The following is a 24488-nucleotide window of genomic DNA, read 5'->3' on the forward strand; positions in this document are numbered from 1 at the left end:
TGATGAGATCCTCCTGCCCGTCGAGAGCCCCGACGAGGCGGTGGCGCTCCTCTTCGGACGGTCTGTCTCGATCAGCGCACGGCGCCCCGTGGGCGGGGGCAGCATCAACGACACGGCCCTGCTCGAGCTCTCCTCGGGAGGGAAGGTCTTTCTCAAGCAGAACGGCCTGGGTCAGGGCGATCTCTTCCGGGAGGAAGCCCGGGGGCTCGCTGCTCTGGCCGCAGCACCCCGGGGTCCCCGCGTTCCCCGGCCCCTGGCGCTCTTCTCCGGTAACGCCAGCCAGTATCTTCTGCTGGAATACATCGAACCTGGGCGTCCCCGGGGGGATTTTTTCCCCCGCTTCGGGGGTGCCCTGGCGGCGCTTCACCAGACCTGCCGGAACGGGAGCTGCGGATTTGTCCGGGACAACCATATCGGCGCGACTCCCCAGCCGAACCCCTGGACGGAGGGGTGGATACCCTTTTTCTCGGACCATCGGCTTCGCTTTCAGGGAGAGCTGGCCCGATCCCGGGGGCTCTGGGGNGCAGGGGACCTCCGCTCCCTCGAGGCTCTGCTGCACCGTCTGCCGGATATCCTTCCCGAGGTCGATCAGGGGGAGGCCTCGCTCCTGCACGGGGACCTCTGGAGCGGCAACTTCATGGCCGACAGCACCGCCACGCCGGTGATCATCGATCCCGCGGTATACTACGGCCACCGCGAAGCCGATCTGGCGATGACCGAGCTCTTCGGCGGGTTTCCCCCTTCCTTTTATGAAGGCTATCGCCAGGTCTGGCCCCTGGAACCGGGCTATGGCGAACGCCGGGACATCTACAACCTCTACCACCTGATGAACCACATGAATCTCTTCGGGGGGAGCTACCGCTCCAGCTGTCAGGCGATTCTCCGCCGCTTTTCCTGAGGAGCCCTCGGCGTCCGCGCAGCTCCTCAGAGCCAGCGCAGGATCAGCTCCTCCACCTCCAGAAGCCACTCCCGCCGCTCCCGGAGGGAGCTCTGGCGGACCCCGTAGAGGGTCTTGAACGTCACCGAACGGATTCCTGCCTGGGCAAAGACCCGTTCCCGCCAGATCGTATTCATCGCATCCTGGCTCAGGGGATTGGTCTCGTCGGTGGTGGAGATAACCAGGCCCTTCTTGTCCGTCAGAAGAGGGACCCNCTCCTTCTGGAGAAACTCCGGCCCCTCATAGTCGAAGGCCACNCCCGGGCGCAGAACCCGGTCCACCCAGCCCTTGAGAATCGCCGGAGGCATCCCCCACCAGTCGGGGTAGACCAGGATGAGCCCTGCGGCCTCGCGCAGTTCCCGGGTGTGCTGCGTCACAAGGTCGTCGAAGCTGAACCGCCGGCGAATCTCCTCGTTTTCCAGAACGGGCTGGAAATGTTCGGCGTAGAGATCGTGGCACCAGGCCCCGTGCCCCCCGTCATCCAGGGCGGAGACGATCCGCTCCACGATNGCGTGGGTAAAACTATCCGTTCTGGGGTGACTGTAGACGACTAAACTGGTCACAAACGCGTTCCCTCTTCCCCTATCTTTCAGTATACTCTCGGTACAGAAAAAAATCATTCATCTTGTGCAGGCGTCTTATTCGGAATTGTTCTTAAAAAAAGAGCAAAAAAGGTTGCTCAAGCGGCCTCGAAAGCGGTACCTTACAAGAGGAGTTAGGAACAATAAACATGATTAGCAAGACCGATATACTCGAATCCCTGAAGAAGGTCATCGACCCCGAAATCGGGATCAATATCGTCGATGTGGGGCTCATTTACCGTGTCGAGCCACGGGAGGGAGCCGTGGAGGTTGATTTTACCCTCACATCACCGGGGTGCCCCCTGGCCGATACGATCAATCAGGAGATCATCGATGTGATCAAGAAAGATCACGGCGTGGAGGAGGTGGTGACCAACCTGGTGTGGAACCCGCCCTGGAGCATGGAGTTTCTCAGCGAAGACGCTCGGGTAAGCCTGGGATACCCCATCTAGCTCAACCAAATTACCGAATCATTTTTTTGCAGGAGAAGCACAATGAAAATAGAGATCAAGGATCTGCACGCCCGCATCGCCGATACGGATATTCTCAAGGGGGTACATCTCACCCTCAATAGCGGAGAGATTCACGCCCTCATGGGGCCCAACGGCTCCGGCAAGTCGACCCTCTCCAACGTGATCTTCGGGAACGAGGCCTACGAGGTCACGGGGGGNCAGATNCTGGTGGACGGCCAGGACATTCTGGAGATGGAAACCCACGAACGCGCCCAGCTGGGGCTCTTTCTCGCCTTTCAGTACCCCGTGGAGATTCCCGGGGTTACGGTGGGGCGCTTCCTCAAGCGGGCCTCGGAGATCCGCTTTCCCGGTGACGATGCCCGGGTGCGGTCNTTTGTAAAGCACCTGCGCTCCAACATGGAGTACATGGAGATGGATCAGCAGTTCATCAACCGCTACCTGAACGAGGGCTTCTCGGGGGGGGAAAAGAAGCGCATGGAGATCCTCCAGATGCTCATGCTCCAGCCGGAGTTCGCCATCCTGGACGAGACCGACAGCGGCCTCGACATCGACGCCCTCAAGATCGTCTCCCAGGGGGTGAACAAGCTCCGCGATGAAACCTCCTTCGGGGCACTTATCATCACCCATTACCAGCGGATGCTGGATTATATCAAGCCCGATTTCGTGCACATCATGTACCAGGGCCGGATCGTGACCTCCGGTGGCGCCGATCTGGTGGCGGAGCTGGAAGAGCACGGCTACGATTGGGTCAAGAAGCAGCACGGCATACAGGAGGAGGCGAGCCATGAGCAGCAACCCGCAGGTCTCGCTTGAGGACTACAAGTACGGTTTNCACTACGAGGACAAGTCGGTTTTCAAGACCCGCAAGGGGCTGGACGAAGAGGTGGTCCGCGCCATNAGCGCCGCCAAGAACGAGCCCGAATGGATGCTCCAGTACCGCCTTCAGGCCCTGAAGTCCTTCCAGACACTGCCCATGCCCTCCTGGGGATGCGACCTGAGCGATATCGACTTTGAGGATATCTACTACTACGCAAAACCCACGGANGAGCAGGCTCGTTCCTGGGAGGACCTGCCCGCAGAGATCAAGGAAACCTACGACCGCCTGGGAATCCCCGAGGCAGAGCAGAAGTTTCTCTCCGGCGTGGGAGCCCAGTACGACTCCGAGGTGGTCTACCACAGCATTCGCGAAGATATCGAGAAGCAGGGCGTGATCTTCCTCTCCCCCGAACAGGCTCTGGAACAGCACCCCGAGATCGTGAAGAAGTATTTCGGCACGGTTATTCCCTATAACGACAACAAGTTCGCGGCCCTCAACACCGCGGTCTGGAGCGGGGGNAGCTTCGTCTATATTCCCAGGGGAGTGCGGGTCGATGTCCCCCTCCAGGCCTACTTCCGGATCAACAGCCAGAACTTCGGCCAGTTCGAGCGGACCCTGATCATCGCCGAGGAGGAGAGCTTTGTTCACTACGTGGAAGGCTGNACCGCCCCGGTCTACACCACGGACAGCCTCCACAGCGCTGTGGTGGAGATCATTATTCTGGACGGAGCCCGGGTTCGGTACTCCACCATCCAGAACTGGTCCTCCGACGTCTACAACCTGGTGACCAAACGCGCCGTGGCCCACAAGAACGCCACCATGGAATGGGTGGACGGCAACCTGGGCAGCAAGCGCACCATGAAATATCCCGCAGTCTACCTCAAGGGCGAGGGCGCCCACGGAGAGGTTCTCTCGATCGCCTTCGCAGGAAAAGGTCAGGAGCAGGATTCNGGGGGCAAGATCGTTCACGCCGCCCACAACACCACCTCCACCATAACCAGCAAGTCCATCAGCAAGGACGGGGGTATCTCCACCTACCGGGGCCTTATCAAGGTCGACCAGGGGGTGCAGAACGCCCGCAGCAAGGTGGAATGCGACGCCCTCCTGATCGACGGAGAGAGCACCACCAACACCTACCCCTACATGGACATCAAGAGCGACCAGGTAGCGATAGAGCACGAGGCAACGGTGAGCAAGATCAGCGACGACCAGATCTTCTATCTCATGAGCCGCGGTATGACCGAGGAAGAAGCCGCCGGCATGATCGTCAACGGCTTCCTGGATCCGCTGGTGAAGCAGCTCCCCATGGAGTACGCCGTGGAGTTGAACCGCCTGATCGAGCTCGAAATGGAGGGATCCATCGGATGAGTACCGCCGTCTATACCAGCAGTTCCCCCGAGACCCTGGGGGCCTACATCGAGGGGCTTACCGAGCCGGCCTGGCTCACCGGGATCCGCCGCGACGCCCTGGAACGCTTTTCTCGCCTCCCCTGGCCCTCGGCCCGGGACGAGGAGTTTCGCCGCACCGACCTTTCGTCCTTCGACTTTGAATCCTGGGGCTTTTCCCGTGGCGAGGGCAGTCCCGCTCCGGAGGGGGCCGCTCCGGCAGCCGGAAGCGCACCGGGGGAGATCGCCTTCGAGGGTGCCTCCCTGGCGGGGAGATACCTCGACCCGGAACTGGCCGGAAAGGGGTGCCTTCTTCTGAGCTTCGACGAGATCGCTGCGGGAGCACTCCCCGAGAAGGTGGCCCGCAGTGTAGCCGCTGCCTTGCGGAAGGGCCTCGACCGGGCCGATAACCGCCTGGCGCTGTGGCACTACGTCACCATGACCCACGGGGCGGTTCTCTATGTTCCTCCCTTTCTGGAGCTTCAGGAGCCCTTCAGGGTAACCTTCAACGAGACAGCCTCGGGCGGCGCCCAGGGTGCCTCGGAGATCATGCGCGCACCCCAGGTGGTGGTGATCGCCGACGAGGGGGCGAGGTTCTCCCTTCTTCACCAGAGCGATACCGACGTTTCCGGGGAGATCCTCTTCAACGAAGGGATCATCCTCGATCTCGCCCGGGGAAGCAAGGTGGACTATTTCCTCTTCCAGGACGTGAACATCGATTCCTCCTTTTTCTCCAACAGTTACGCCTCGGTGGGGAGCGACGCCACGCTCCGCGTCTATTCCGCCGTCTTCGGCGGGCTCCTGAGCAAGTACCGCATGGAGGGCGAGATGGCGGGCCCCGGAGGCGACGCCTTTTTTGGCGGGATCTACTTTCCCCACCAGGATCAGCACGTGGATCTCAGGACGGTTCAGGACCACCGGGCGCCCAAGGCACACAGCCTTGCCCTCTACAAGGGGGCCGTGGCCGACGAGGCCCGGAGCGTCTTCCAGGGCCTCATCAAGGTCGACCACGACGCCCTCGATACCGACGCCTACCTCACCAACAACAACCTTGTTCTGGGGGATGAGGCCGAGGCCGACTCGATCCCCATGCTGGAGATCAACACCGATCAGGTGCGGTGCAGCCACGGCTCCACCACGGGCAAGCTCGACGCCCGCCAGCTCTTTTACCTGGAAACCCGGGGGTACACGCCGAAGGAGTCCCGGAGAATTCTCATCGAAGGGTTCTTCGCCGAGGTCTCGGCCTCCTTTCCCCGGGAAGCGCGGGAGCGGATCGAGGCGATCGTAGACTCCCGGATCCCCGTGGAAGACGAGAGCAATGGCGCAATGGCGTGAGGCCTGTCGGGAAGATTCCTTCCGCAAGGCGACCTCCTTCACGCACCGCAGGAAGGAGATCGCCCTCTTCAGGCTGGACGACGGTATCTACGCGATCGCCAACTCCTGCAGCCACGAATATTCACCGCTCTGCGAGGGGATGGTGGTGGGGCCCCACGTCTACTGCCCGAAACACGGCTCCCGCTTCGACATCACCACCGGGGCCGTGCTGGATCTTCCCGCCACGAGCCCCGTGAAAACCTACCCCGTCAAGGTCGAAGAGGGGGTGGTCTACGTCAAGGTCTGAGCCGAACCACCCGATCCAGGGGCAGGTCGCCTCGGGGGGGGAAGACCTCCCGGGCCAGGAGGAGACCCTTCTCCTGGACGCCTCCGGGGTCGACCGGGCAGGTCGTCTGCTTGCAGAGGGCCGTCTTGTGGTCATCCCCACCGAGACGGTCTACGGCCTGGGCGCTTCGGCTGTGGACCCCGGAGCTGTCCGGGCGGTCTTTGCTGCCAAGGAGCGTCCCCTCGATAACCCCCTGATCGTACATTTTGGAGATTCCTCCGATGCGGTTGCCGTGGTTCCTCCTCCCCTCGGCCTTACCCGGGCCCTGCTGGAGGCCTTCGCGCCGGGACCCCTCACGGTGATCATTCCCGCTCCCTCCTGGGCTGTTCCCGAGGTGCGCTGCGGTCTGCCCACGGTGGCCCTCCGTGTTCCCGACCACCCCCTGGCCCGGAGGATCATCTCCCGGGCGGGTGTTCCCGTGGCGGCACCCAGCGCCAACCGCAGCGGGCGTCCCAGCCCCACCTCCCGGGAGATGGCCTGGGAAGAGATGGCCCGGCGGGTAGCTGCCATTGTCGATGGCGGCCCCTGCGCCGTGGGGATCGAATCGACCGTGGTGGACGCCACCAGCGACAGGGACGTGGTCATCCTCCGACCCGGGACGATCAGCCGCGACGAGATCGCGCGCCGTCTGGGGTGTGCGGTCCGGCTCCAGACCCGGGGGGACCGTCGTTCTCCTGGAACCCGTTACCGTCATTATACGCCCCGGGTCCCCGTGGTCCTGGTGGCCCCGCCGGACCTCGAGCGGGCCAGGGAGGAGGCCCTGGATCTGCTCTCTTCCGGGGCCTTGAGGGTCCTCTCGGCCGGGTCTTTCGGGGGGTACGACGCCTACGCCGAGGGGGTCTACCGGGCCTTCTGGGAAGCCGAGCAACGGGGGTGTTCCCTCATCCTGGCCGAGGATCCCCCGCCGGGTCTGGCCGAGGGGCTGGTGGACAGGCTGCATCGGGCCGCCCGGGGGAGCTACCGTCCCGGGGAGCTGGCCTCTGTTCTCGCCTCTCCCGGGGCTCCCGCCTGAAATTTTTCCCCTGGTAGTGCTGCGGGTGCTCCGGCTGCACGGGCTGCCTGGCCATGCAGAACCAGGAAGGTCAGGCAGCCCAGACAGACCAGACAGGTCAGACAGGTCAGGGCGAAAACTCTTCCAGCTGTGTGGTCAGGAGGAAGGGATCGTCGCCCTCCGCTTCGAGCGCCTCGGGAACCACCCGGTAGAACCGGTTCGGTACCGGCCCAGCCGCTGAAGACTCCCCGGAGAACCGGATCGGCACGTAGTGCGCTCCCAGCCCCTCGGCCAGAACCACCCCGGTGGTCGACCCCGGCTGTTCAGCAACCCCTTCAATCAGAACAACCTCGCCGACCCCCCTCAGCTCGCTTCGGTAGCTTCGTTTTGCCCGGGTAGCTTCGGCCAGAACCGCCTCGCTGCGGCGTCGCTTCTCGGCTGTCGAGATTGATCCCGCCAGACGGGCCGCCCCGGTGCCCTTCCGGACCGAGAAAGGGAAGGTGTGGACGTGGCCGAACCGCATATCCCGTATCGCCCGAAGACTCTCCTCGAGATCGCTCTCGCTCTCCCCGGGAAACCCCACAATAATATCGGTGGTCACATTGAAGAGGGGATTCTCCCTGCGCAGGGCCTCAAGGGTCCTCCGGTAACTCTCGCTGGTGTAGGTGCGGTTCATCGCCTTCAGGATCCGGTCGCTGCCGCTCTGCAGGCACAGGTGGAGATGGGGGGTCATACGGGGGTGGGAAAAGAGCTCCAGGAACTCCGGCGTCAGCTGATCGGGTTCCAGCGAGGATATTCGAAGCCGGAATGACCCGGGGAGCTCCAGCACCTCTCGCACCAGGGCGGGGAAGCCCGTGCCCTCCCGGGGAGACCGGTAGCGGCTCATATTGATCCCCGTCAGTACCAGTTCGCGGGAGCCTCCCTCCAGAGCCTGGCGGGCCTCATTCAGCACCGCCTCGGCGGGGCGGCTCGTGGCGGCCCCTCGCACAAAGGGGATAATGCAGAAGGAACAGAAATTATCGCACCCATCCTGGATCTTGATGCTGGTTCGGGTATGAAAGAGCTGCTCCGGCGTGGTGAAGCCAAAAATGTCACCCGCCAGCTTGCGGGGATCGACCATCTCTCCGCTCAGGTGAGCCTCCAGAAGATGGGGGATGGTGCTCTTCCTGCTGTTGTCTACCAGGTATACCCGGTCGCTCTCCGGAGAGAAATCGGGACTGCTCTCCACAAAACACCCCGTGAGGATCACCGGCGCCCCCGGGGGGGCTTGGCGCAGGACCCGGTAGAGGATGTTGCGGCTCTTTCGGTCGGCCTTGTTCGTTACGGTACAGGTATTGATCACGTAGGCGTCGGCCAAAGGTTCCTCGTGGAAGGACACGGGACGCCAGCCCCGCTGTTTGAGGGTCGTGGCGATCGAGTCCGTCTCGTACTGATTGAGCTTGCACCCCAGCGTCTCGAAGGCAACCTTCACCGGTTCCCGCCCCGGGCCGGATCGATGATCTCCCCGGCGATCGAAAGAGGTCGCGCCCCGGTGATTCGAACCGTCACGAAGGTCCCCGGCTCGATCCCCCCGGGATCGCTCATGCGCACGGGGATGCGCCCCTCGGTCTTGCCGCTGAGAAACCCCGGTTTCCGGTCGGGCCCATCCACAAGGACCCGCCGGGTGCTCCCCTGGAGAGAGCGGGTAAAGTTCCCTGCGGTCCCCTCCAGAATGGCGGTGAGCCTGTGAAGGCGCTCCTTCTTGATCTCCTGCGGTACGTCGTCGGCCCAGCGGGAGCTCGCCGCCCCGGGGCGTGGCGAATACTGGGCTATGTAGGCCATATTGAAGCGGAACTCCTCCAGGGCTGCGCAGGTATTCTGAAACTGCTCCTCGGTCTCACCGGTGAACCCCACAATGATGTCGGTAAAGAGCGTGGCTTCGGGAAGAATGGTCCGGATCGATGTAATGATCGAACGGTAGTCCTGGAGGCGGTATTTCCGGTTCATCCTGGTGAGGACCGTATCGTCCCCGCTCTGAAGGGGCAAATGAATCTGCTGTGCCAGCGTGGGGTATTCCGCGATCCGCTCCAGCACGTCCTCCCCCATATCCCGGGGGTGGGGAGAGGTGAAATACGTCCAGAGGGGGTGTCCCCGGGTGAGGGAGCCCACCCGATCCAGCAGCTCGGGAAAGGTAATCTCCCGGCCCGGACGGTCCAGGCCGTAGCTGTTCACGTTTTGCCCCAGCAGGGTGATGGTGCGGTAGCCGCGTTCCAGGAGCGTCTCGATCTCCCGCAGAATCTCGCTGCTCGGCCGTGATACCTCCCTGCCCCGGGTATAGGGGACAGCGCAGAAGGTGCAGAACTTGTCGCAACCGTTCTGGATCGGCACGTAGGCCTCGAAGGGGGAGGTGTAGGTGGGTGACACCTTCCAGTAGTCCTCCTCCCCGGGCTCCTGGGTCGTTCCGGACAGAGCGGGGAAAGCTCCGTTCAAAGCTGTGGTGACCCCGTACTGGCGGAGCATCTGGGGGAGCTGGGGAAGATCCTGAATCTGAAAGATCAGGTCGAACCGGCCAAGAAGCTTCCGGTGATCCTCGGGCAGAATACATCCCGAAGCGAAGGTGACAAGCGGGCGGTCCGCTTTCCACTGGTTCCACTTGTGGATCTTGCTGTAGACCTTGTCGATCGCCTTTTGCCGGACCGAGCACGCCACCAGTCCGATAAGATCGGCCTCTTCCTCTGTCTCGCAGGGGGTGTACCCCGTCTCCTCCAGAACGGTGCGGATGCGCTCGGCATCGGAGAGGTTCATCTGACATCCCAGGGGGAGTAAGTAGTAGTGCATGTGTTTTGTTCTCTCCATAGGGTTTGCTCAGTGATACAGTCATGTATGTATGAGCGGTACCTGCGCAGCCGGGTCCGGGGCCGGAGTACCCGGACCCGGCGTCATGATAGCCGGTGAGGTCCTGCAGAATCAACAGGACCGCCGGTTGTTCTGCACGGTTTTTCTCCCCCGGTGGCCCGCCAGCGGTTGACACTTTTTCGGGGAACTGATACCTTCCGTCCAGCCTGACAGTTGCCCTTGTAGCTCAGTCGGTAGAGCACATCCATGGTAAGGATGGGGTCATCGGTTCAAGTCCGATCGAGGGCTGCGGCGGACTCGCGGTGCGGGTCCGTTTTTTATAGGCCAGTAGCTCCAATTGGTAGAGCGCCGGTCTCCAAAACCGGATGTTGCGGGTTCGAATCCTGCCTGGCCTGTCTCTCGCCGGGATTGTCTAGAGCGTTCCGGGGTCGAGCGAGGAGTCATTGGTGAAGAAACTAGTCGAATTTATCAGGAACAGTTACGCAGAGCTGAAAAAGGTGACCTGGCCCTCGCGCGAAGAGGTGGGATCTTCCACCCGGGTGGTGCTGGTCTCGGTTCTCATCTTTGCTGTCATTCTCGGTGCGCTGGATTACTTTTTCCTGGCCGGGATTGATTTCCTTTTCTGATCGCTGCTACTCTGGAGCGATACATTATGGCAAAAAACTGGTACGTGCTTCACACCTACTCGGGCTACGAGAACAAGATCGAACGATCTATTCGTATGCTCATGGATGAGGGGAAGCTTGGTGAGGCGGTGATCGATATCAAGGTCCCCGCCGAAGATGTGGAGGAGCGCACAAAAGACGGCAAGCGTCGCGTCACAAGCAAGAAGTTTCTCCCCGGGTACATTCTCCTGGAGATGGACCTCCCCGATGCGGGGTGGAACTCTGTGATGGCGCAGATCAAGCGCATCAACGGGGTTACCGGCTTTGTCGGTTCTGCTCCGGGGGCAAAACCCCGGCCGATCTCCCAGGAGGAGGCTCGGGTCATCCTCCAGAAAACCGGTGAGATCAAGGGTGACGCCGTTCATCGCCAGAAGGACTCCTTCGTTCAGGGCGAGACGGTTCGTATCACCGAGGGGCCCTTCAACACCTTTACCGGGGTAGTCGAGGAAGTAAACAGCGAGAAGGCGAAGCTCCGGGTTACGGTGGGTATCTTCGGGCGCTCTACGCCGGTGGAGCTCGATTTCTCGCAGGTAGAAAAAATTTAGCGGTTTCTGCTTTCACAGTTTGTGCTGAAGCAGATTCTGCGCCCGGGTTTTTGCGCGGGTGAACGCACGAGCAAAAATCTGGTGGGAGTCACCCGGGCAAGGATGCGCCGGGGACGGTAGAACCACGAGGAGGGTATATGGCTAAGAAAAAGGTAGTGGCGCAGATCAAACTGCAGGTGCCCGCCGGAAAGGCGACACCGGCGCCCCCGGTTGGGCCCGCCCTGGGTCCTCACGGTGTGAGTGCTCCGCAGTTTGTTCAGCAGTTCAACGATGCAACAAAGAATTATGAGCCCGGTCTCACGATTCCTGTAATCATCTCGGTTTTCTCCGATCGGTCTTTCACCTTCGTGACCAAAACGCCGCCTGCGGCCGTTCTGATCAAGAAGGCCCTCGGTCTTGCCAAGGGGTCGGGAGAGCCCAACAAGACCAAGGTCGGGAAGATTACCCGGGCTCAGCTCGAGGAGATCGCCAAAACGAAGATGGCCGATCTCAACGCGAACGACCTGGATGCTGCGGTGACGATCATCGCGGGAACAGCCCGAAGCATGGGTGTTGAGGTGGAGGCCTAGTATGAAGCGGGGAAAAAAATACCGGGAAGCGATCGCAAAGATCGATCGAGCCAGAAACTACCCCCTCTCCGAGGCGGTTTCACTGGTAAAAGAGCTGGCGTTTGCGAAATTTGACGAGACCATCGAGCTCTCCCTGAACCTGAATCTGAAAAAGAGTCAGACCGTGCGTGATACCCTGGTTCTTCCGAACCAGTTCACGGGGGACAAGAAGATTCTGGTCTTCGCCAAGGGGGACAAGGCCGAGGAAGCCCGCGCTGCCGGGGCGGCCTACGTTGGCGATGACGACCTGATCGAGAAGATCAAGGGCGGCTGGCTCGATTTCGACGTGGCCGTGGCCACGCCCGACATGATGAAAGACGTGGGCCGTCTGGGCCCTGTTCTGGGTCGTCGCGGTTTGATGCCCAACCCCAAGACGCAGACCGTTACCATGGACATCACGGGGGCTCTGGCCGAGCTTCAGAAGGGGCGGGTCGAGTTCCGCTCCGACAAGACCGGCGTTGTCCACATCGCCGTGGGGAAGGCCTCCATGGATCCTGTCGCTGTCGAGGAAAACGTTCGTTCGATCGTTTCCGAGGTAGAGAAACGGCGTCCACCCGAGGCAAAGGGTGTCTTTGTAAAGACCATTGCAATTTCTTCAACGATGGGTCCCGGTGTCCGGGTTTCGATGGGAGACTGAGATGAAACAAGGTTACGAGACGCGAGTAAACGACAGCAAGGTCGCTGCGGTTGACGCCATGAAGGAGCTTTTCTCCGGGGCAAGCGATTACATCTTCACGGACTACCGGGGTCTCACGGTGTCCCAGATTTCGCAGCTCCGTGCAAAACTGCGGGAGAACGGTGCCGATTTCCGGGTCGTCAAAAACCGCTTTGCCCGGATAGCGTTCCAGCAGATGGAAAAGCCCGATGACGTCGCCGATTATCTCACAGGGCCCACGGCGGTGGCTCTTGCTCCCGACGATTCTGCTCCTGTAGTAAAGGCCATGGTGGAATTCGCCAAGGGTGCGCCTCTGGAGCTCAAGGGAGCCCTCGTGGCGGGTCAGGTCTATAACGCCGAGCAGGCCGTTGCCTTCAGCAAGCTTCCCAGCAGGGATGAGCTTATTGCTCAGCTCATGAGCGTGATGCAGGCGCCGGTCCAGAACTTTGTCTATGCCGTGAACGGAGTTCCCACCAAGCTGGTGCGGACCCTTCAGGCGGTGGCGGATCAAAAAGCCGAGGGGTAACCCTCGCGAACCAGGTGAATCAACCGGCGTTAGTCTTCGCGATTGTTGCCTGCTATCGCCGGATATATTTTGAAAGGAGAAGGTAATATGGCAGCTACAAAAGAGGAAATCCTCGAAGCTATTGCAGGGATGACCGTGCTCGAAGTCAGCGAGCTGGTCAAGATGATGGAAGAGAAGTTTGGTGTTACTGCGGCGGCTCCCGTTGCGGTTGCTGCGGCCGGTGCTGCTGCTCCCGCTGAGGAAGCAGGGGAAGAGCAGACCGAGTTCGACGTCATCCTGAAGGGTGTCAAGGACGGTACCAAGATTCAGGTTATCAAGGCGGTCCGGACCGTGGTGACCGGACTGGGTCTCAAGGAAGCAAAAGAGCTCGTCGAGGGTGGTGACAAGGCCATTCGTGAGGGCGTTTCCAAGGAAGAGGCTGCAGAGATCAAGAAGACACTCGAGGAAGCAGGCGCTGAAATCGAGGTCAAGTAACGCCGAACGGCCTATTTTTCTCAAGAGTCGCTCGTACGCCACCGGTGTGTTATACGCCGGTGGTGCGTTTTTTTCGAAAGTCCGTGGTCGGGAGGTGTAAATGTTTGACAGAGAACAGGTTGTCAACAGAGTAGAGGTCGGAACTGCAGGGCCGGGCGTTATGGAGTTGCCAGACCTGGTTGATATACAGCTCTCTTCATATGAGCGGTTTTTGCAACGGGAACGATTGAAGGCAGGAAAACCGCCTCTCTCACAGGGGCTTCAGGAAGTATTCGAGATGGCCTTTCCCATAGAGAGCCCCTCGGGTGATATGCGTCTTGAGTACGATCATTACATCCTCGACGAGGCAAACATAAAACTCGGTGAGGAAGAATGCAAGAACAAGGGTGCCTCCTACGCCTGTCCGGTCAAAGCCCGGATTAACCTTATTTTCCTGGAAACAGGAGAGATCAGGCAGAAAGATATCTACATGGGTGATATCCCTCTCATGACCGAGCGGGGAACCTTCATCATTAACGGGGCCGAACGGGTCGTGGTCAGCCAGATCCACCGGAGCCCTGGTGTAATTTTTGCACACGACAAGGGTGTGTACAGCTCCCGGATCATCCCGTACCGGGGGAGCTGGCTCGAGTTCGAGATCGACCAGAAACGGGATCTGATTTACGCAAAAATAGACCGAAAAAAGAAAATCCTGGGAACCCTTTTTCTCAGGGCCATGGGATACGATACACGCGAGAAAATCATCGACCTCTTTTATCAGCGCGAGCAGGTAACCCTCACGGGGGATCGGCAGGAGCGGGATTACATCGTGGGCCGCGTCCTGGCCCGGAAAATCGTTGTCTCCTCCGACGCCGGTGAGCGGACCCTCTACCGCGCCGGGGAGAAGCTCCATCCTCACGATCTGGACGAGCTGCTTCAGCTCGGAGTATCAGAAATAGAGCTCGTCGACGACGATCACGATGACTCTCTCCACGCCGACATCATCCTGAACTGCTTCGAACGGGAAGAATCCAAGTTTGTCGGTGACGATTCCGATCAGGATGAGCCTTCCCGGGAGGACGCGCTCTCGGCAATTTACGCTGTCATCCAGCCCGGCGAACCGATCACCATGGAAGGTGCCGAGCGGGATTTTCAGAGCATGTTCTTCTCCTCGCGGCGCTACGATCTGGGTCGTGTGGGCCGGTACAAGCTGAACAAGAAGTTCGAGTACCAGGACGCCTCGGAAGAGCATACCCTGACCAGGGAAGACATCGTGAANACCATGCGGTTTCTTATCAAGGTCTACATCGGCGAGGAAAACGTCGACGATATCGATCACCTGGGGAACCGGCGCATCCGCTCCGTGGGAGAGTTGCTGGCAAACTCGCTCAAGACCGCCTTCAGCAGGATGGAGCGCATCGCCAAAGACCGCATGTCCCTGAAAGAGACCGATACGATCAAGCCCCAGGATCTTATCTCGATCAAGCCCGTGGTGGCTGCGATCAAGGAGTTTTTCGGTTCCTCCCAGTTGTCCCAGTTCATGGATCAGGTGAACCCCCTTTCGGAGCTCACCCACAAGCGGCGCCTCAACGCCCTTGGGCCGGGGGGGCTCTCCCGGGACCGCGCGGGCTTCGAGGTTCGCGACGTTCACTACACGCACTACGGAAGAATGTGCCCCATCGAGACACCGGAAGGTCCGAACATCGGCCTTATCGTCTCCCTGGCCAACTATACCCGGGTGAACGATTACGGCTTTCTGGAAACACCCTACCGCCGCGTCGAGGCGGGGAGGGTAACCGACCAGATCGAGTATCTCTCGGCGATGGACGAGGAAAAGTCCTTCATTGCCCAGGCGAACGCACCGATCAGCGAGGACGGAGAGTTCCTCAACGATCAGGTATCTGTTCGTAAGGGCGGGGATTACAACACCCGTTCCCCCGAGCAGATTCAATACATGGACGTCTCGCCAAAGCAGATAATCAGCGTGAGCGCAGCCCTGATCCCCTTCCTGGAGCACGACGACGCCAACCGGGCACTGATGGGGGCGAACATGCAACGCCAGGCCGTGCCCCTGGTCTTCCCCGAACCACCTCGCGTGGGAACGGGTATGGAGCGCAAGACCGCCTACGATTCGGGCGTTCTGGTCAAGGCTCGCCGTGCAGGAACGGTGGTCTATGTCTCCAGTACCCGGATCGTGATCGACCCCGACGAGAAAAAAGATTCCCGGGATCAGGACGTGTACAGTCTGGTCAAGTACCAGCGCACGAACCAGGATACCTGTTACCTGCAGAAAGCCTATGTTCAGGTAGGCCAGAAGGTCCAGGCCCGGGAGGCGATCGCCGACGGGCCGGCTACCTTCAAGGGTGAACTCGCCCTGGGGCGCAACATCGTCGTGGGTTTTGTTCCCTGGAACGGGTATAACTACGAGGACGCGATCCTCATCTCCGAAAAAGTGGTCAAGGAAGACATCTTCACCTCGATCCACATCAAGGAGTTCACCGTCGATGTGCGGGAGACCAAGCTCGGGCCCGAGAAAATTACCGACGACATTCCCAACGTGAGCGAGCGGGCTCTGGCCAAGCTCGACGAGGAAGGGATCATCCGGGTAGGGGCCAAAGTTACTTCCGGGGATATCCTGGTCGGAAAGGTAACGCCCAAGAGCGATGCCGAAACCACGCCGGAGTTCAAGCTCCTGAACCAGATCTTCGGAGAGAAGGCAAAAGAGGTCCGCGACACCTCCCTGAAAATACCTCACGGGGTTGAGGGAACGGTGATCAACGTGCAGCGCCTGCGCCGCAGCGAGGGCGATGATCTCTCCCCGGGAGTGGAAGAGGTCGTGAAAGTTCTGGTAGCCACCAAACGGAAGCTCCGCGAGGGCGACAAGATGGCAGGGCGCCACGGAAACAAGGGTGTTATCGCCCGGGTGCTTCCCGAGGAAGATATGCCCTATACCCCCGAAGGAATCCCCCTCGATGTCTGTCTGAACCCCCTGGGCGTTCCCAGCCGGATGAACCTGGGGCAGATTCTGGAGACCGAGCTGGGGTGGGCTGCTCTGGGGCTGGATGAGTGGTACGCCACACCGGTCTTCGAGTCGGCCACGCCCGAGCAGATTCAGGAAAAGCTCAAGATGGCGGGCATCAGTCCCGACGGCAAGACAGAGCTGCGCGACGGCCGGACGGGGGAGTTCTTCGAGAACTCCGTCACCGTGGGCGTGATGTACATGATCAAACTTCATCACCTGGTGGACGACAAGATGCACGCCCGCTCCACCGGTCCCTACTCGCTGGTTACGCAACAACCCCTGGGCGGAAAGGCCCAGTTCGGTGGCCAGCGGCTCGGGGAGATGGAGGTCTGGGCCCTCGAAGCCTACGGAGCAGCCAATACGCTCCAGGAAATGCTTACAATAAAGAGTGACGACATGAACGGTCGGGCGAAGATCTATGAAAGTATTGTGAAGGGCCTCCCCGCGACGGCGGCAGGCATCCCTGAATCTTTCAACGTTCTGGTGCAGGAACTGCGGGGCCTGGGTCTTGATATGTCGATCTACGATTCCAAAGGAAAGCAGGTTCCCCTCACCGAGCGTGATGAGGAACTCATTAACCGGCAGGGCAGCAACTTCTAAGGAGCGAAACCGGTATGCGCGATATTCAGGATTTCGACAGTATCAATATTCGGCTCGCCTCTCCCGACCAGATCAGGGCCTGGAGTTACGGCGAGGTAAAAAAGCCCGAGACGATAAACTACCGGACCCTGCGTCCGGAGAAGGACGGGCTCTTCTGCGAGCGGATCTTTGGAACCACCAAGGAGTGGGAGTGCTATTGCGGAAAGTTCAAGAGCATTCGTTACAAGGGTGTTATCTGTGACCGCTGTGGCGTCGAGGTGGCGCACCCCAAGGTCCGGCGTGAACGGATGGGGCACATCGAACTCGCGAGCCCTGTCTCCCATATCTGGTACTACCGCTCCGTTCCCTCCCGCATGGGATTGCTCCTCGATCTGACGGTATCGGAGTTGCGCTCCGTTCTCTACTACGAGAAATACATCGTCATAGACCCGGGTGATACGGACCTCAAGCCCTCTCAGCTCCTCACAGAGGAGGACTTCTGGGAAGCAAAAGAGCGGTACGGTATGTCCTTCTCGGCCGATATCGGCGCCGAAGCGATCCGCCGCCTCCTGGAGGGGCTCGATCTGGAGGCCCTCTCGATCGAGTTGCGCGAGCTCATGGCCCGCAAGGGCCCCAAGGCCGACAAGCGACTCCTGAAGCGTGTGGAAATTGTGGAGAACTTCCGTGATTCCACGAACGAACCCGCCTGGATGGTCATGGACGTGATCCCCGTGATTCCCCCCGAGCTGCGGCCCATGGTCCAGCTCGACGGAGGGAGATTTGCCACGAGCGACCTCAACGACCTCTATCGGCGCGTGATAAACCGGAACAACCGGCTCAAGCGGCTTCTCTCCCTGAACGCTCCCGACATTATCATCCGTAACGAGAAACGGATGCTTCAGGAGGCGGTGGACGCACTCTTTGACAACAGCAAGAAGAAACGGGTTGTCAAGGGAGCCAGCAATCGTCCGCTCAAGTCGCTCTCGGACATGCTCAAGGGAAAACAGGGGCGTTTCCGGCAAAACCTGCTGGGTAAGCGCGTGGACTATTCGGGTCGTTCCGTTATCGTTGTGGGGCCCGAACTGAAACTGCATCAGTGCGGTCTGCCCACAAAGATGGCCCTGGANCTCTTCAAGCCCTTCATCATGAAAAAACTCGTCGAGAAAGACGTAGTTTATAACATCAAGCGGGCAAAAACCCTGGTAGAACAGGAAGAGCCCGAGGTCTTTGCTGTTCTGGATGAAGTGGTGCGGGAACACCCGGTACTGCTCAACCGCGCCCCCACGCTCCATCGCCTGGGAATCCAGGCCTTCGAGCCCGTCCTGGTGGATGGCAAGGCGATCAAGCTTCATCCTCTGGTTTGTCACGCCTATAACGCCGACTTCGACGGCGACCAGATGGCTGTGCACGTGCCCCTGACCCAGGCTGCGCAGATCGAAGCCTGGACCCTCATGCTCGCGTCCCAGAACCTGCTGAACCCCGCCAACGGTCAGCCCGTGGTCTTCCCCAGTCAGGACATGGTTTTGGGGATCAACTACCTTACCAGGAACCGGCCGGGAGCCAAGGGGGAGGGCAAGCGATTTGTCAGTCCCGAGGAGCTCATTCACGCCCTCGAGGCCAAAGCTGTGGACTACCAGGCTCTTATCAAGGTAGAGATCGACGGACAGTTGCTGGAGACCACCGCCGGAAGGGTTATTCTGAACGATGCTTTCCCCCGGGAAGTCTCCTTCGTAAACGAGACCATGGGGGACAAGGAGCTCCGGCGCCTCATCGGGCGCGCCTTTGCCGATCTTGGCCCGGCCGTGACGGTGCGCATGCTTGATGCCATCAAGGACATGGGCTTCCGCTACGCCACAGTCTTCGGGGCCACCATCGGAATCGACGATATCATCATCCCCGAAGAGAAACCCGAGATGATCGGAGCCGCCAACGAGGAAGTCGCCCAGATCCAGGGGCAGTACCTCAGCGGTGTCATCACCCAGGATGAGCGGTACAACAAGGTTGTCGAAGTCTGGAGTAAAACCAACGACGAACTGACAAACCGGATGATGGATCGCCTCCTGAAGGATCGCGACGGCTTTAACCCCGTCTACATGATGGCCGACTCGGGAGCCCGGGGAAGCCGTAGCCAGATCCGTCAGCTCGCGGGAATGCGGGGTCTCATGGCAAAACCCTCGGGGGACATCATCGAGCTCCCGATCCGCAGTAACTTCAAGGAGGGGCTCTCGGTCATCGAGTTCTTTATCTCCACCAACGGTGCGCGGAAGGGGTTGGCTGACACGGCTCTCAAGACAGCCGACGCAGGATATCTCACGCGCCGCCTCGTGGATATCGCCCAGGACGTGGTCGTCACCGATCAGGACTGCGGAACGATCAACGGAATCAACATGACCGCCCTGAAGGACGGCGAAGAGGTGGTGGAGCCCCTGGGCGACCGTATCCGTGGCCGCTTCACCCTGGAGCGGGTTCATCATCCCATCACGGGAGAAGTGATCGTCGATGTAAACGAGGAAATCAGCGACGACATGGCTGATCAGATCGAGGCAGCCGGTATCGAAGAGGTGCGGATCCGCACGGTTCTTACCTGCGAAGCCCCCTACGGGGTCTGCCAGAAGTGTTACGGCCGAAGCCTGGCGGATAACCGGGTGGTCAACATCGGTGAAGCCGTGGGGATCATCGCCGCCCAGTCGATCGGGCAGCCCGGAACGCAGCTTACCATGCGTACCTTCCACATCGGTGGTGCCGCCACCAAGACCGCCGAGGAAAACCGGGTTTATCTCGGCTATCCCGTCATGATCCGACGCCTCGAGGGCAGCGTGATCGACCTCGAGGACGGTTCGCGCATGTTTACCCGCAAGGGGTACATCTTCGCGGCCCGCGTTATCGAGAGTCACGATCTGGACGAGACCTGCAAGCTCCAGGTCTCCCAGGAGGAGCGGGTCGTGCGCGGTCAGGTGGTCCTCCTGCGGGGAACCGAAGAGGTCCTGGCCGAGGATAACGCCTACGCCATTCTCCGGGATGACCGGCTCTATCTGGTAGCCCAGGAGCAGCGCCTGGAGGTCCGTAACGGCGCCGAGGTCTACGCCCGGGAGGGATCCTTCCTGGAGGCCCAGGAGACGATCGCCAGCTTTGATCCCTTCAGCGAGCCCATCGTGAGTGAGCACGCCGGAACGGTGAAGTACGAGGACATTCTTGAGGGAACCACCCTGAAGAAGGAGATCAACGAAGAGACGGGGAACACCGAGAGCAGGATTGTGGAGCATCCCGTGGAGGGAATGCAGCCCCGCCTCCTGATTCTGGACGGACAGGGCGAGGAAATCGCCTCCTATCCCCTGCCGAACGGAGCCTATATCGGCGTTGCCGACGGCGAGAGCGTCCGGGCCGGGAGAATCCTGGCAAAGATGCTCAAGGAGGGTGCCAAAACCCGGGATATTACCGGTGGTCTCCCCCGGGTAGGGGAACTCTTCGAGGCGCGCAGGCCCAAGACGGCGGCGGTCCTCGCCCAGATCAGCGGAACGGTAAAGACGGGGAGTGTCGTCAAGGGCAAGCGGGTCATCCTGGTGGAAGACCCCTACGGACGGGAGTTCCGCCATCTTGTCCCCATGGGTCGGCACATGCTGGTTCGCGACGGTGACCCCGTGGAAGCGGGTGAGCCCCTCTGCGACGGCGCGATCGACCCGCACGAGATTCTGGGAATTCTGGGAGAAAACGCCCTGCAGTCCTTCCTGGTGAACGAAGTCCAGGAGGTCTACCGTCTGCAGGGGGTTGTGATAAACGACAAGCATATCGGTGTCATCATCCGCCAGATGATGCGAAAGCTCGAGATTGTCCAGGTTGGAGACACGCGGTTTATCTTTGGTCAGCAGGTGGATAAGCCCAAGTTCCACGAGGAGAACGCCCGTGTGATCCGTCAGGGTGGGCAGCCGGCCGTGGCCAGGCCGTTGCTCCTGGGGATAACCAGGGCGAGTCTTAACATCGATTCCTTCATCAGCGCGGCCAGCTTTCAGGAGACCACCCGGGTCCTGACCAACGCGGCCATAGCCGGTTCTACGGACCAGCTGCGGGGTCTGAAGGAGAACGTCGTGATCGGGCACCTGATTCCGGCGGGAACGGGAATGCGGGATTACCGAAACATCCGGCTCTTTGACGACGAGACGGAAGACCTGGACAGCCACGTGGCAGAAATTCTGGAGGAGCGGGCCAAGGAGAAAGAGGCCCTGGCCCAAACGGCAGATACGGTGGACGTGGATATCACCGATTAGAGATTCAACGGGGCGCCCGGGTCTATTGACATGGCCCGGGTGCTCTGGTAAGGTTTCGATCTACAAAACGGAGTATAGAAGAGATATGCCAACTATCAATCAGCTTATCCGTACTGGACGGGAGCGTCAGTTAAAGAAGACAAAGTCACCGGCTTTGCAGAATTGCCCGCAGAAGCGGGGGGTTTGTACCCGTGTTATGACAGTTACCCCAAAGAAGCCCAATTCGGCCTTGCGGAAAGTTGCCCGTGTGCGCTTGTCCAACGGAATCGAGGTTACGGCTTATATTCCGGGGATCGGTCACAACCTTCAGGAGCACTCGGTTGTATTGCTTCGCGGAGGGCGGGTGAAGGATCTGCCCGGTGTCCGGTATCACGTTGTGCGTGGCACCAAGGACACTCTGGGTGTTGAGGACCGCCGGAAGGCGCGGTCCAAATACGGCACAAAGCGGCCGAAGGCGTAAGGGAGCAGATAGAGTATGCCAAGACGACATATTCCCCAGCGGAAACCGCCTCTGGCGGATCCCCGGTACGGAGATGTTACGGTTTCGCGGTTTGTGAATCGCATGATGTTGCATGGAAAGCGTTCCACCAGTCAGCAGATCATGTACGAAGCACTCGGTGACGTAGAGAAGAAAGTTTCTGACGCCACGCCCGTTGAGGTGTTTCACAAGGCGCTGGAGAACGTCATGCCCGTGATTGAGGTAAAGAGCCGGCGTGTAGGTGGGTCTACCTATCAGGTTCCGGTGGAGGTCAAGGAAGGGCGTCGTGAGGCCCTGGCCATGCGGTGGCTTATCAACGCTGCCCGTTCCCGCAGCGGCAAGTCCATGGGGCTTCGTCTGGGGCAGGAGCTGGTCGACGCTTACAACGGCACCGGAACGGCCTTCAAGAAGAAGGAAGATACCCATCGAATGGCAGAGGCGAACAAGGCCTTTGCGCATTATCGCTGGTAAAATACAGAAATCATGGTGACATGCCGTTGCAATGATGGTATAGTCATCTGTAGTTTTCGGGATTATGTGCGCGTTGCCGGGTTCTGGCGGCGTGTAAACTGGCCCCGAGGAGCCAAACCGCAGGCTTTTGCCTGCAGGTGGCGCCGTATAGTCAGGTCGTTGGCCTGGCAGACCCCTGCGGCTTCCCGTTCTTGACAACAAGAGCGATGGTTCCTTATAATCCAGTCCCAATTCAGATTACCGGTCGGGGGTTCCTTGCCGGTGCAGTCTGTGCGAACATTCTAATTATTTCGTCGTTGTAACGGTGCAAGGAGGACGACAATGGCCAAGAGCAAATTCGAGCGAACGAAACCGCACGTAAACGTCGGTACGATCGGTCACGTTGACCACGGAAAGACAACGCTGACAGCAGCAATGACAATGGTGAGTGCCGCTCGCTACGGTTCCCGTGTCATGAGTTACGATGAGATTGACAACGCTCCCGAGGAAAAAGAGCGGGGTATTACGATCAACACTCGTCACGTTGAGTATGAGACTGACGCGCGCCACTATGCGCACGTGGACTGTCCCGGGCACGCCGACTATGTCAAGAACATGATCACCGGTGCTGCCCAGATGGACGGTGCGGTTCTGGTCGTTGCCGCTACCGACGGTGCGATGTCCCAGACCCGTGAGCACATCCTTCTCGCTCGCCAGGTTGGTGTGCCCCGGATCATTGTCTTTATCAACAAGACCGACCAGGTCGATGATCCTGACATGATCGAGCTCGTCGAGGAAGAGGTTCGGGATCTCCTGAACTCCTACGATTTCCCCGGCGACGAGGTTCCTGTGATCAAGGGCAGTGCCTTTGTTGCTATGGAGAACCATGACGATCCCGAGAAGACCGAGAAGATCATCGAGCTCTTCAACGCCATGGACGAGTACTTTCCTGTTCCCGAGCGGGATGTGGACAAGGCTTTCCTCATGCCGATCGAGGATATCTTTTCCATCCAGGGTCGTGGAACGGTTGTGACCGGTCGTATCGAGCGCGGAATCCTTCGTGTCGGTGACGAGGTCGAGATCGTGGGTATCCGCGATACCCAGAAGACCACCTGTACCGGCGTGGAGATGTTCAACAAGCTTCTCGATGACGGTCAGGCCGGTGACAACGTTGGTGCCCTGCTGCGTGGTATCGACAAAAAGGCTGTTGAGCGCGGTCAGGTGCTCGCCAAGCCCGGTTCGATCACCCCTCATACCAAGTTCAAGGGGCAGGTTTACGTTCTGAGTAAGGAAGAGGGTGGTCGTCACTCGCCTTTCATGTCGGGTTACCGGCCCCAGTTCTACTTCCGGACCACCGACGTGACCGGAACGGTTATGCTGCCCGAGGACAAGCAGATGGTTATGCCCGGTGACAACACCGAGATTTCCGTTGAGTTGATCAAGCCGATCGCCATGGATCAGGGGCTTCGCTTCGCGATCCGCGAGGGAGGCCGGACGGTCGCCAGCGGTCAGGTGATCGAGGTCATAGAGTAATCGGCTTTATGGCCGTTGCCAGGCCTTGTTGCAGATGCGGCAAGGCCTGATTTTTTGTCTTGGAGGAACGATGACCGGCGATAAGATTCGCGTTCGTCTGCGTGGCTTTGATGTGCAGCTGGTTGACCAGAGTGCTGCGTCGATTGCGCAGACCGTTTTGAAAGCAGGTGCGACTGTGTCTGGTCCCGTGCCGCTTCCCACTCGCACAAACAAGTTTACCGTTTTGCGCTCGCCGCATGTAAACAAGAAGTCGCGGGAGCAGTTCGAGATGCGGACCCATAAACGGCTCATTGATATCATAGAGCCCTCTTCGGCAGTGATGGATTCTCTTATGAAGCTTGAGCTTCCTGCCGGCGTGGATGTAGAGATCAAGCAGTAACAGGAAGATAACGATGGTTGGTCTGATTGGAAAGAAAGTCGGAATGACTCAGGTCTTCGATGATACGGGGCGCCTGATTCCTGTCACGGTCCTGAAGGTTGAGCCCAACGTGGTTGTTGCTCAGCGAACGGTGGATCGCGACGGCTATTCTGCTGTGGTGCTCGGTGCAAATCCTCAAAAAGAGTCGAGGATGGCCAAGCCGGTGCTGGGGCAGTTTGCTGAGGGGATTCAGCCGATGCGTGATCTCTACGAGTTTCGCGATTTCGGTCGGGAATGCGCCGTGGGTGACACGCTTGGTCTTGATGTGATGCAGGATGTGGGGTACGTGGATATCACGGGAACCACAAAGGGAAAGGGTTTTCAGGGTGTCATGAAGCGCCATAACTTTGGCGGTGGCCGGAAAACGCACGGTTCCAAGTTTCATCGGGCCAACGGTTCTACCGGTATGGCGGCCTACCCTGCAAAAGTGATCAAGGGGACCAAGATGGCGGGCCGCATGGGCGGCGAGAGAAGCACTGTTCTGAGTCTCCGGGTGGTCAGGATCGATCAGGAGAATCAGTTAATCCTCGTAAAGGGTGCGGTGCCTGGTCGCAAGAACGCCGTTGTGCGTATTCGCCCGGCGGTCAAGCGGTCCATGATCGGCTGATATAGAGG

The 24488-nt window shown here is 59.8% G+C and carries 23 protein-coding genes and 2 tRNA genes; 22 read left to right on the top strand and 3 right to left on the bottom strand.

Annotation, left to right across the window (positions count from 1 at the left end; all coding sequences use genetic code 11):
• Positions 1 to 40 precede the first annotated feature (40 nt).
• Positions 41 to 898, top strand: a complete 858-nt coding sequence (locus B071_RS0114485; protein WP_094354968.1) for a fructosamine kinase family protein — start codon at positions 41 to 43, stop codon at positions 896 to 898.
• 26 nt (positions 899 to 924) lie between these two features.
• On the opposite strand, the gene B071_RS17950 is transcribed toward B071_RS0114485, so the two are convergent.
• A complete protein-coding gene (locus tag B071_RS17950) occupies positions 925 to 1557 on the bottom strand; it encodes an NAD(P)H-dependent oxidoreductase (protein ID WP_083915033.1) in 633 nt (210 codons plus the stop codon).
• 110 nt (positions 1558 to 1667) lie between these two features.
• Here B071_RS17950 and B071_RS0114495 point away from each other — a divergent pair, with 110 nt between their 5' ends.
• The 6 genes from B071_RS0114495 to B071_RS17960 all read left to right on the top strand — a co-directional run bounded on the left by B071_RS0114495 (position 1668) and on the right by B071_RS17960 (position 6865).
• Positions 1668 to 1970 (top strand): metal-sulfur cluster assembly factor, encoded by a 303-nt coding sequence (locus B071_RS0114495; protein WP_018527788.1) that lies wholly within the window; start codon positions 1668 to 1670, stop codon positions 1968 to 1970.
• Between the two features lie 42 nt (positions 1971 to 2012).
• A complete protein-coding gene (gene sufC, locus B071_RS0114500) occupies positions 2013 to 2804 on the top strand; it encodes a Fe-S cluster assembly ATPase SufC (RefSeq protein WP_018527789.1) in 792 nt (263 codons plus the stop codon).
• Positions 2776 to 4176 (top strand): Fe-S cluster assembly protein SufB, encoded by a 1401-nt coding sequence (gene sufB / locus B071_RS0114505; RefSeq protein WP_018527790.1) that lies wholly within the window; start codon positions 2776 to 2778, stop codon positions 4174 to 4176. The genes sufC and sufB overlap by 29 nt, the downstream gene beginning before the upstream one ends.
• Entirely contained in the window at positions 4173 to 5528 is a 1356-nt protein-coding gene (locus B071_RS18780; protein WP_018527791.1) for a SufB/SufD family protein, read from the top strand. Before sufB ends, B071_RS18780 begins: the two co-directional genes overlap by 4 nt.
• A complete protein-coding gene (locus B071_RS0114515) occupies positions 5512 to 5814 on the top strand; it encodes a Rieske (2Fe-2S) protein (RefSeq protein ID WP_018527792.1) in 303 nt (100 codons plus the stop codon). Before B071_RS18780 ends, B071_RS0114515 begins: the two co-directional genes overlap by 17 nt.
• Positions 5815 to 5887: 73 nt before the next feature.
• A complete protein-coding gene (locus B071_RS17960) occupies positions 5888 to 6865 on the top strand; it encodes an L-threonylcarbamoyladenylate synthase (RefSeq protein ID WP_083915035.1) in 978 nt (325 codons plus the stop codon).
• A 106-nt stretch (positions 6866 to 6971) separates the two neighbouring features.
• On the opposite strand, the gene mtaB is transcribed toward B071_RS17960, so the two are convergent.
• Both mtaB and miaB read right to left on the bottom strand, forming a co-directional pair.
• Positions 6972 to 8315: a tRNA (N(6)-L-threonylcarbamoyladenosine(37)-C(2))-methylthiotransferase MtaB gene (mtaB, locus tag B071_RS17965; RefSeq protein ID WP_018527794.1), complete on the bottom strand. Its 1344-nt coding sequence runs from the start codon at positions 8313 to 8315 to the stop codon at positions 6972 to 6974.
• Complete coding sequence (miaB, locus tag B071_RS0114530) at positions 8312 to 9661, bottom strand: tRNA (N6-isopentenyl adenosine(37)-C2)-methylthiotransferase MiaB (RefSeq protein ID WP_018527795.1); 1350 nt, start codon at positions 9659 to 9661, stop codon at positions 8312 to 8314. Before miaB ends, mtaB begins: the two co-directional genes overlap by 4 nt.
• A 233-nt stretch (positions 9662 to 9894) precedes the next feature.
• Between miaB and B071_RS0114535 the strand changes: the two genes are divergently transcribed.
• The 15 genes from B071_RS0114535 to rplC all read left to right on the top strand — a co-directional run bounded on the left by B071_RS0114535 (position 9895) and on the right by rplC (position 24480).
• Positions 9895 to 9967: transfer RNA gene (locus tag B071_RS0114535), tRNA-Thr, on the top strand.
• Between the two features lie 33 nt (positions 9968 to 10000).
• A tRNA-Trp gene (locus B071_RS0114540) sits at positions 10001 to 10074 on the top strand.
• 51 nt (positions 10075 to 10125) lie between these two features.
• Entirely contained in the window at positions 10126 to 10305 is a 180-nt protein-coding gene (gene secE, locus B071_RS0114545) for a preprotein translocase subunit SecE (RefSeq protein ID WP_018527796.1), read from the top strand.
• A gap of 26 nt (positions 10306 to 10331) precedes the next feature.
• Complete coding sequence (gene nusG, locus B071_RS0114550; RefSeq protein ID WP_018527797.1) at positions 10332 to 10889, top strand: transcription termination/antitermination protein NusG; 558 nt, start codon at positions 10332 to 10334, stop codon at positions 10887 to 10889.
• A gap of 137 nt (positions 10890 to 11026) precedes the next feature.
• Positions 11027 to 11458, top strand: coding sequence for a 50S ribosomal protein L11 (gene rplK / locus B071_RS0114555; RefSeq protein ID WP_018527798.1), 432 nt, complete (start codon positions 11027 to 11029; stop codon positions 11456 to 11458).
• Between the two features lies 1 nt (position 11459).
• The gene (rplA, locus tag B071_RS0114560) at positions 11460 to 12134 is read left to right on the top strand and encodes a 50S ribosomal protein L1 (RefSeq protein ID WP_018527799.1); all 675 of its coding nucleotides are present in this window, start codon (positions 11460 to 11462) and stop codon (positions 12132 to 12134) included.
• Position 12135: 1 nt separating this feature from the next.
• Complete coding sequence (gene rplJ / locus B071_RS0114565) at positions 12136 to 12678, top strand: 50S ribosomal protein L10 (protein ID WP_018527800.1); 543 nt, start codon at positions 12136 to 12138, stop codon at positions 12676 to 12678.
• 87 nt (positions 12679 to 12765) lie between these two features.
• Positions 12766 to 13152: a 50S ribosomal protein L7/L12 gene (rplL, locus tag B071_RS0114570; protein ID WP_018527801.1), complete on the top strand. Its 387-nt coding sequence runs from the start codon at positions 12766 to 12768 to the stop codon at positions 13150 to 13152.
• Positions 13153 to 13252: 100 nt separating this feature from the next.
• Positions 13253 to 16753, top strand: coding sequence for a DNA-directed RNA polymerase subunit beta (gene rpoB, locus B071_RS0114575; protein ID WP_026245273.1), 3501 nt, complete (start codon positions 13253 to 13255; stop codon positions 16751 to 16753).
• A gap of 14 nt (positions 16754 to 16767) precedes the next feature.
• Entirely contained in the window at positions 16768 to 20994 is a 4227-nt protein-coding gene (gene rpoC, locus B071_RS0114580) for a DNA-directed RNA polymerase subunit beta' (protein ID WP_018527803.1), read from the top strand.
• Between the two features lie 85 nt (positions 20995 to 21079).
• Positions 21080 to 21454: a 30S ribosomal protein S12 gene (gene rpsL / locus B071_RS0114585; protein WP_018527804.1), complete on the top strand. Its 375-nt coding sequence runs from the start codon at positions 21080 to 21082 to the stop codon at positions 21452 to 21454.
• A 15-nt stretch (positions 21455 to 21469) separates the two neighbouring features.
• A complete protein-coding gene (gene rpsG, locus B071_RS0114590) occupies positions 21470 to 21943 on the top strand; it encodes a 30S ribosomal protein S7 (protein WP_018527805.1) in 474 nt (157 codons plus the stop codon).
• A gap of 321 nt (positions 21944 to 22264) precedes the next feature.
• Positions 22265 to 23455: an elongation factor Tu gene (gene tuf, locus B071_RS0114595; protein ID WP_018527806.1), complete on the top strand. Its 1191-nt coding sequence runs from the start codon at positions 22265 to 22267 to the stop codon at positions 23453 to 23455.
• Positions 23456 to 23525: 70 nt separating this feature from the next.
• Complete coding sequence (rpsJ, locus tag B071_RS0114600) at positions 23526 to 23834, top strand: 30S ribosomal protein S10 (RefSeq protein WP_018527807.1); 309 nt, start codon at positions 23526 to 23528, stop codon at positions 23832 to 23834.
• A 13-nt stretch (positions 23835 to 23847) separates the two neighbouring features.
• Positions 23848 to 24480: a 50S ribosomal protein L3 gene (gene rplC, locus B071_RS0114605; protein WP_018527808.1), complete on the top strand. Its 633-nt coding sequence runs from the start codon at positions 23848 to 23850 to the stop codon at positions 24478 to 24480.
• The last annotated feature ends 8 nt before the right edge of the window (positions 24481 to 24488 follow it).

Source organism: Alkalispirochaeta alkalica DSM 8900 (assembly GCF_000373545.1).
Classification (GTDB): Bacteria; Spirochaetota; Spirochaetia; order DSM-27196; family Alkalispirochaetaceae; genus Alkalispirochaeta; species Alkalispirochaeta alkalica.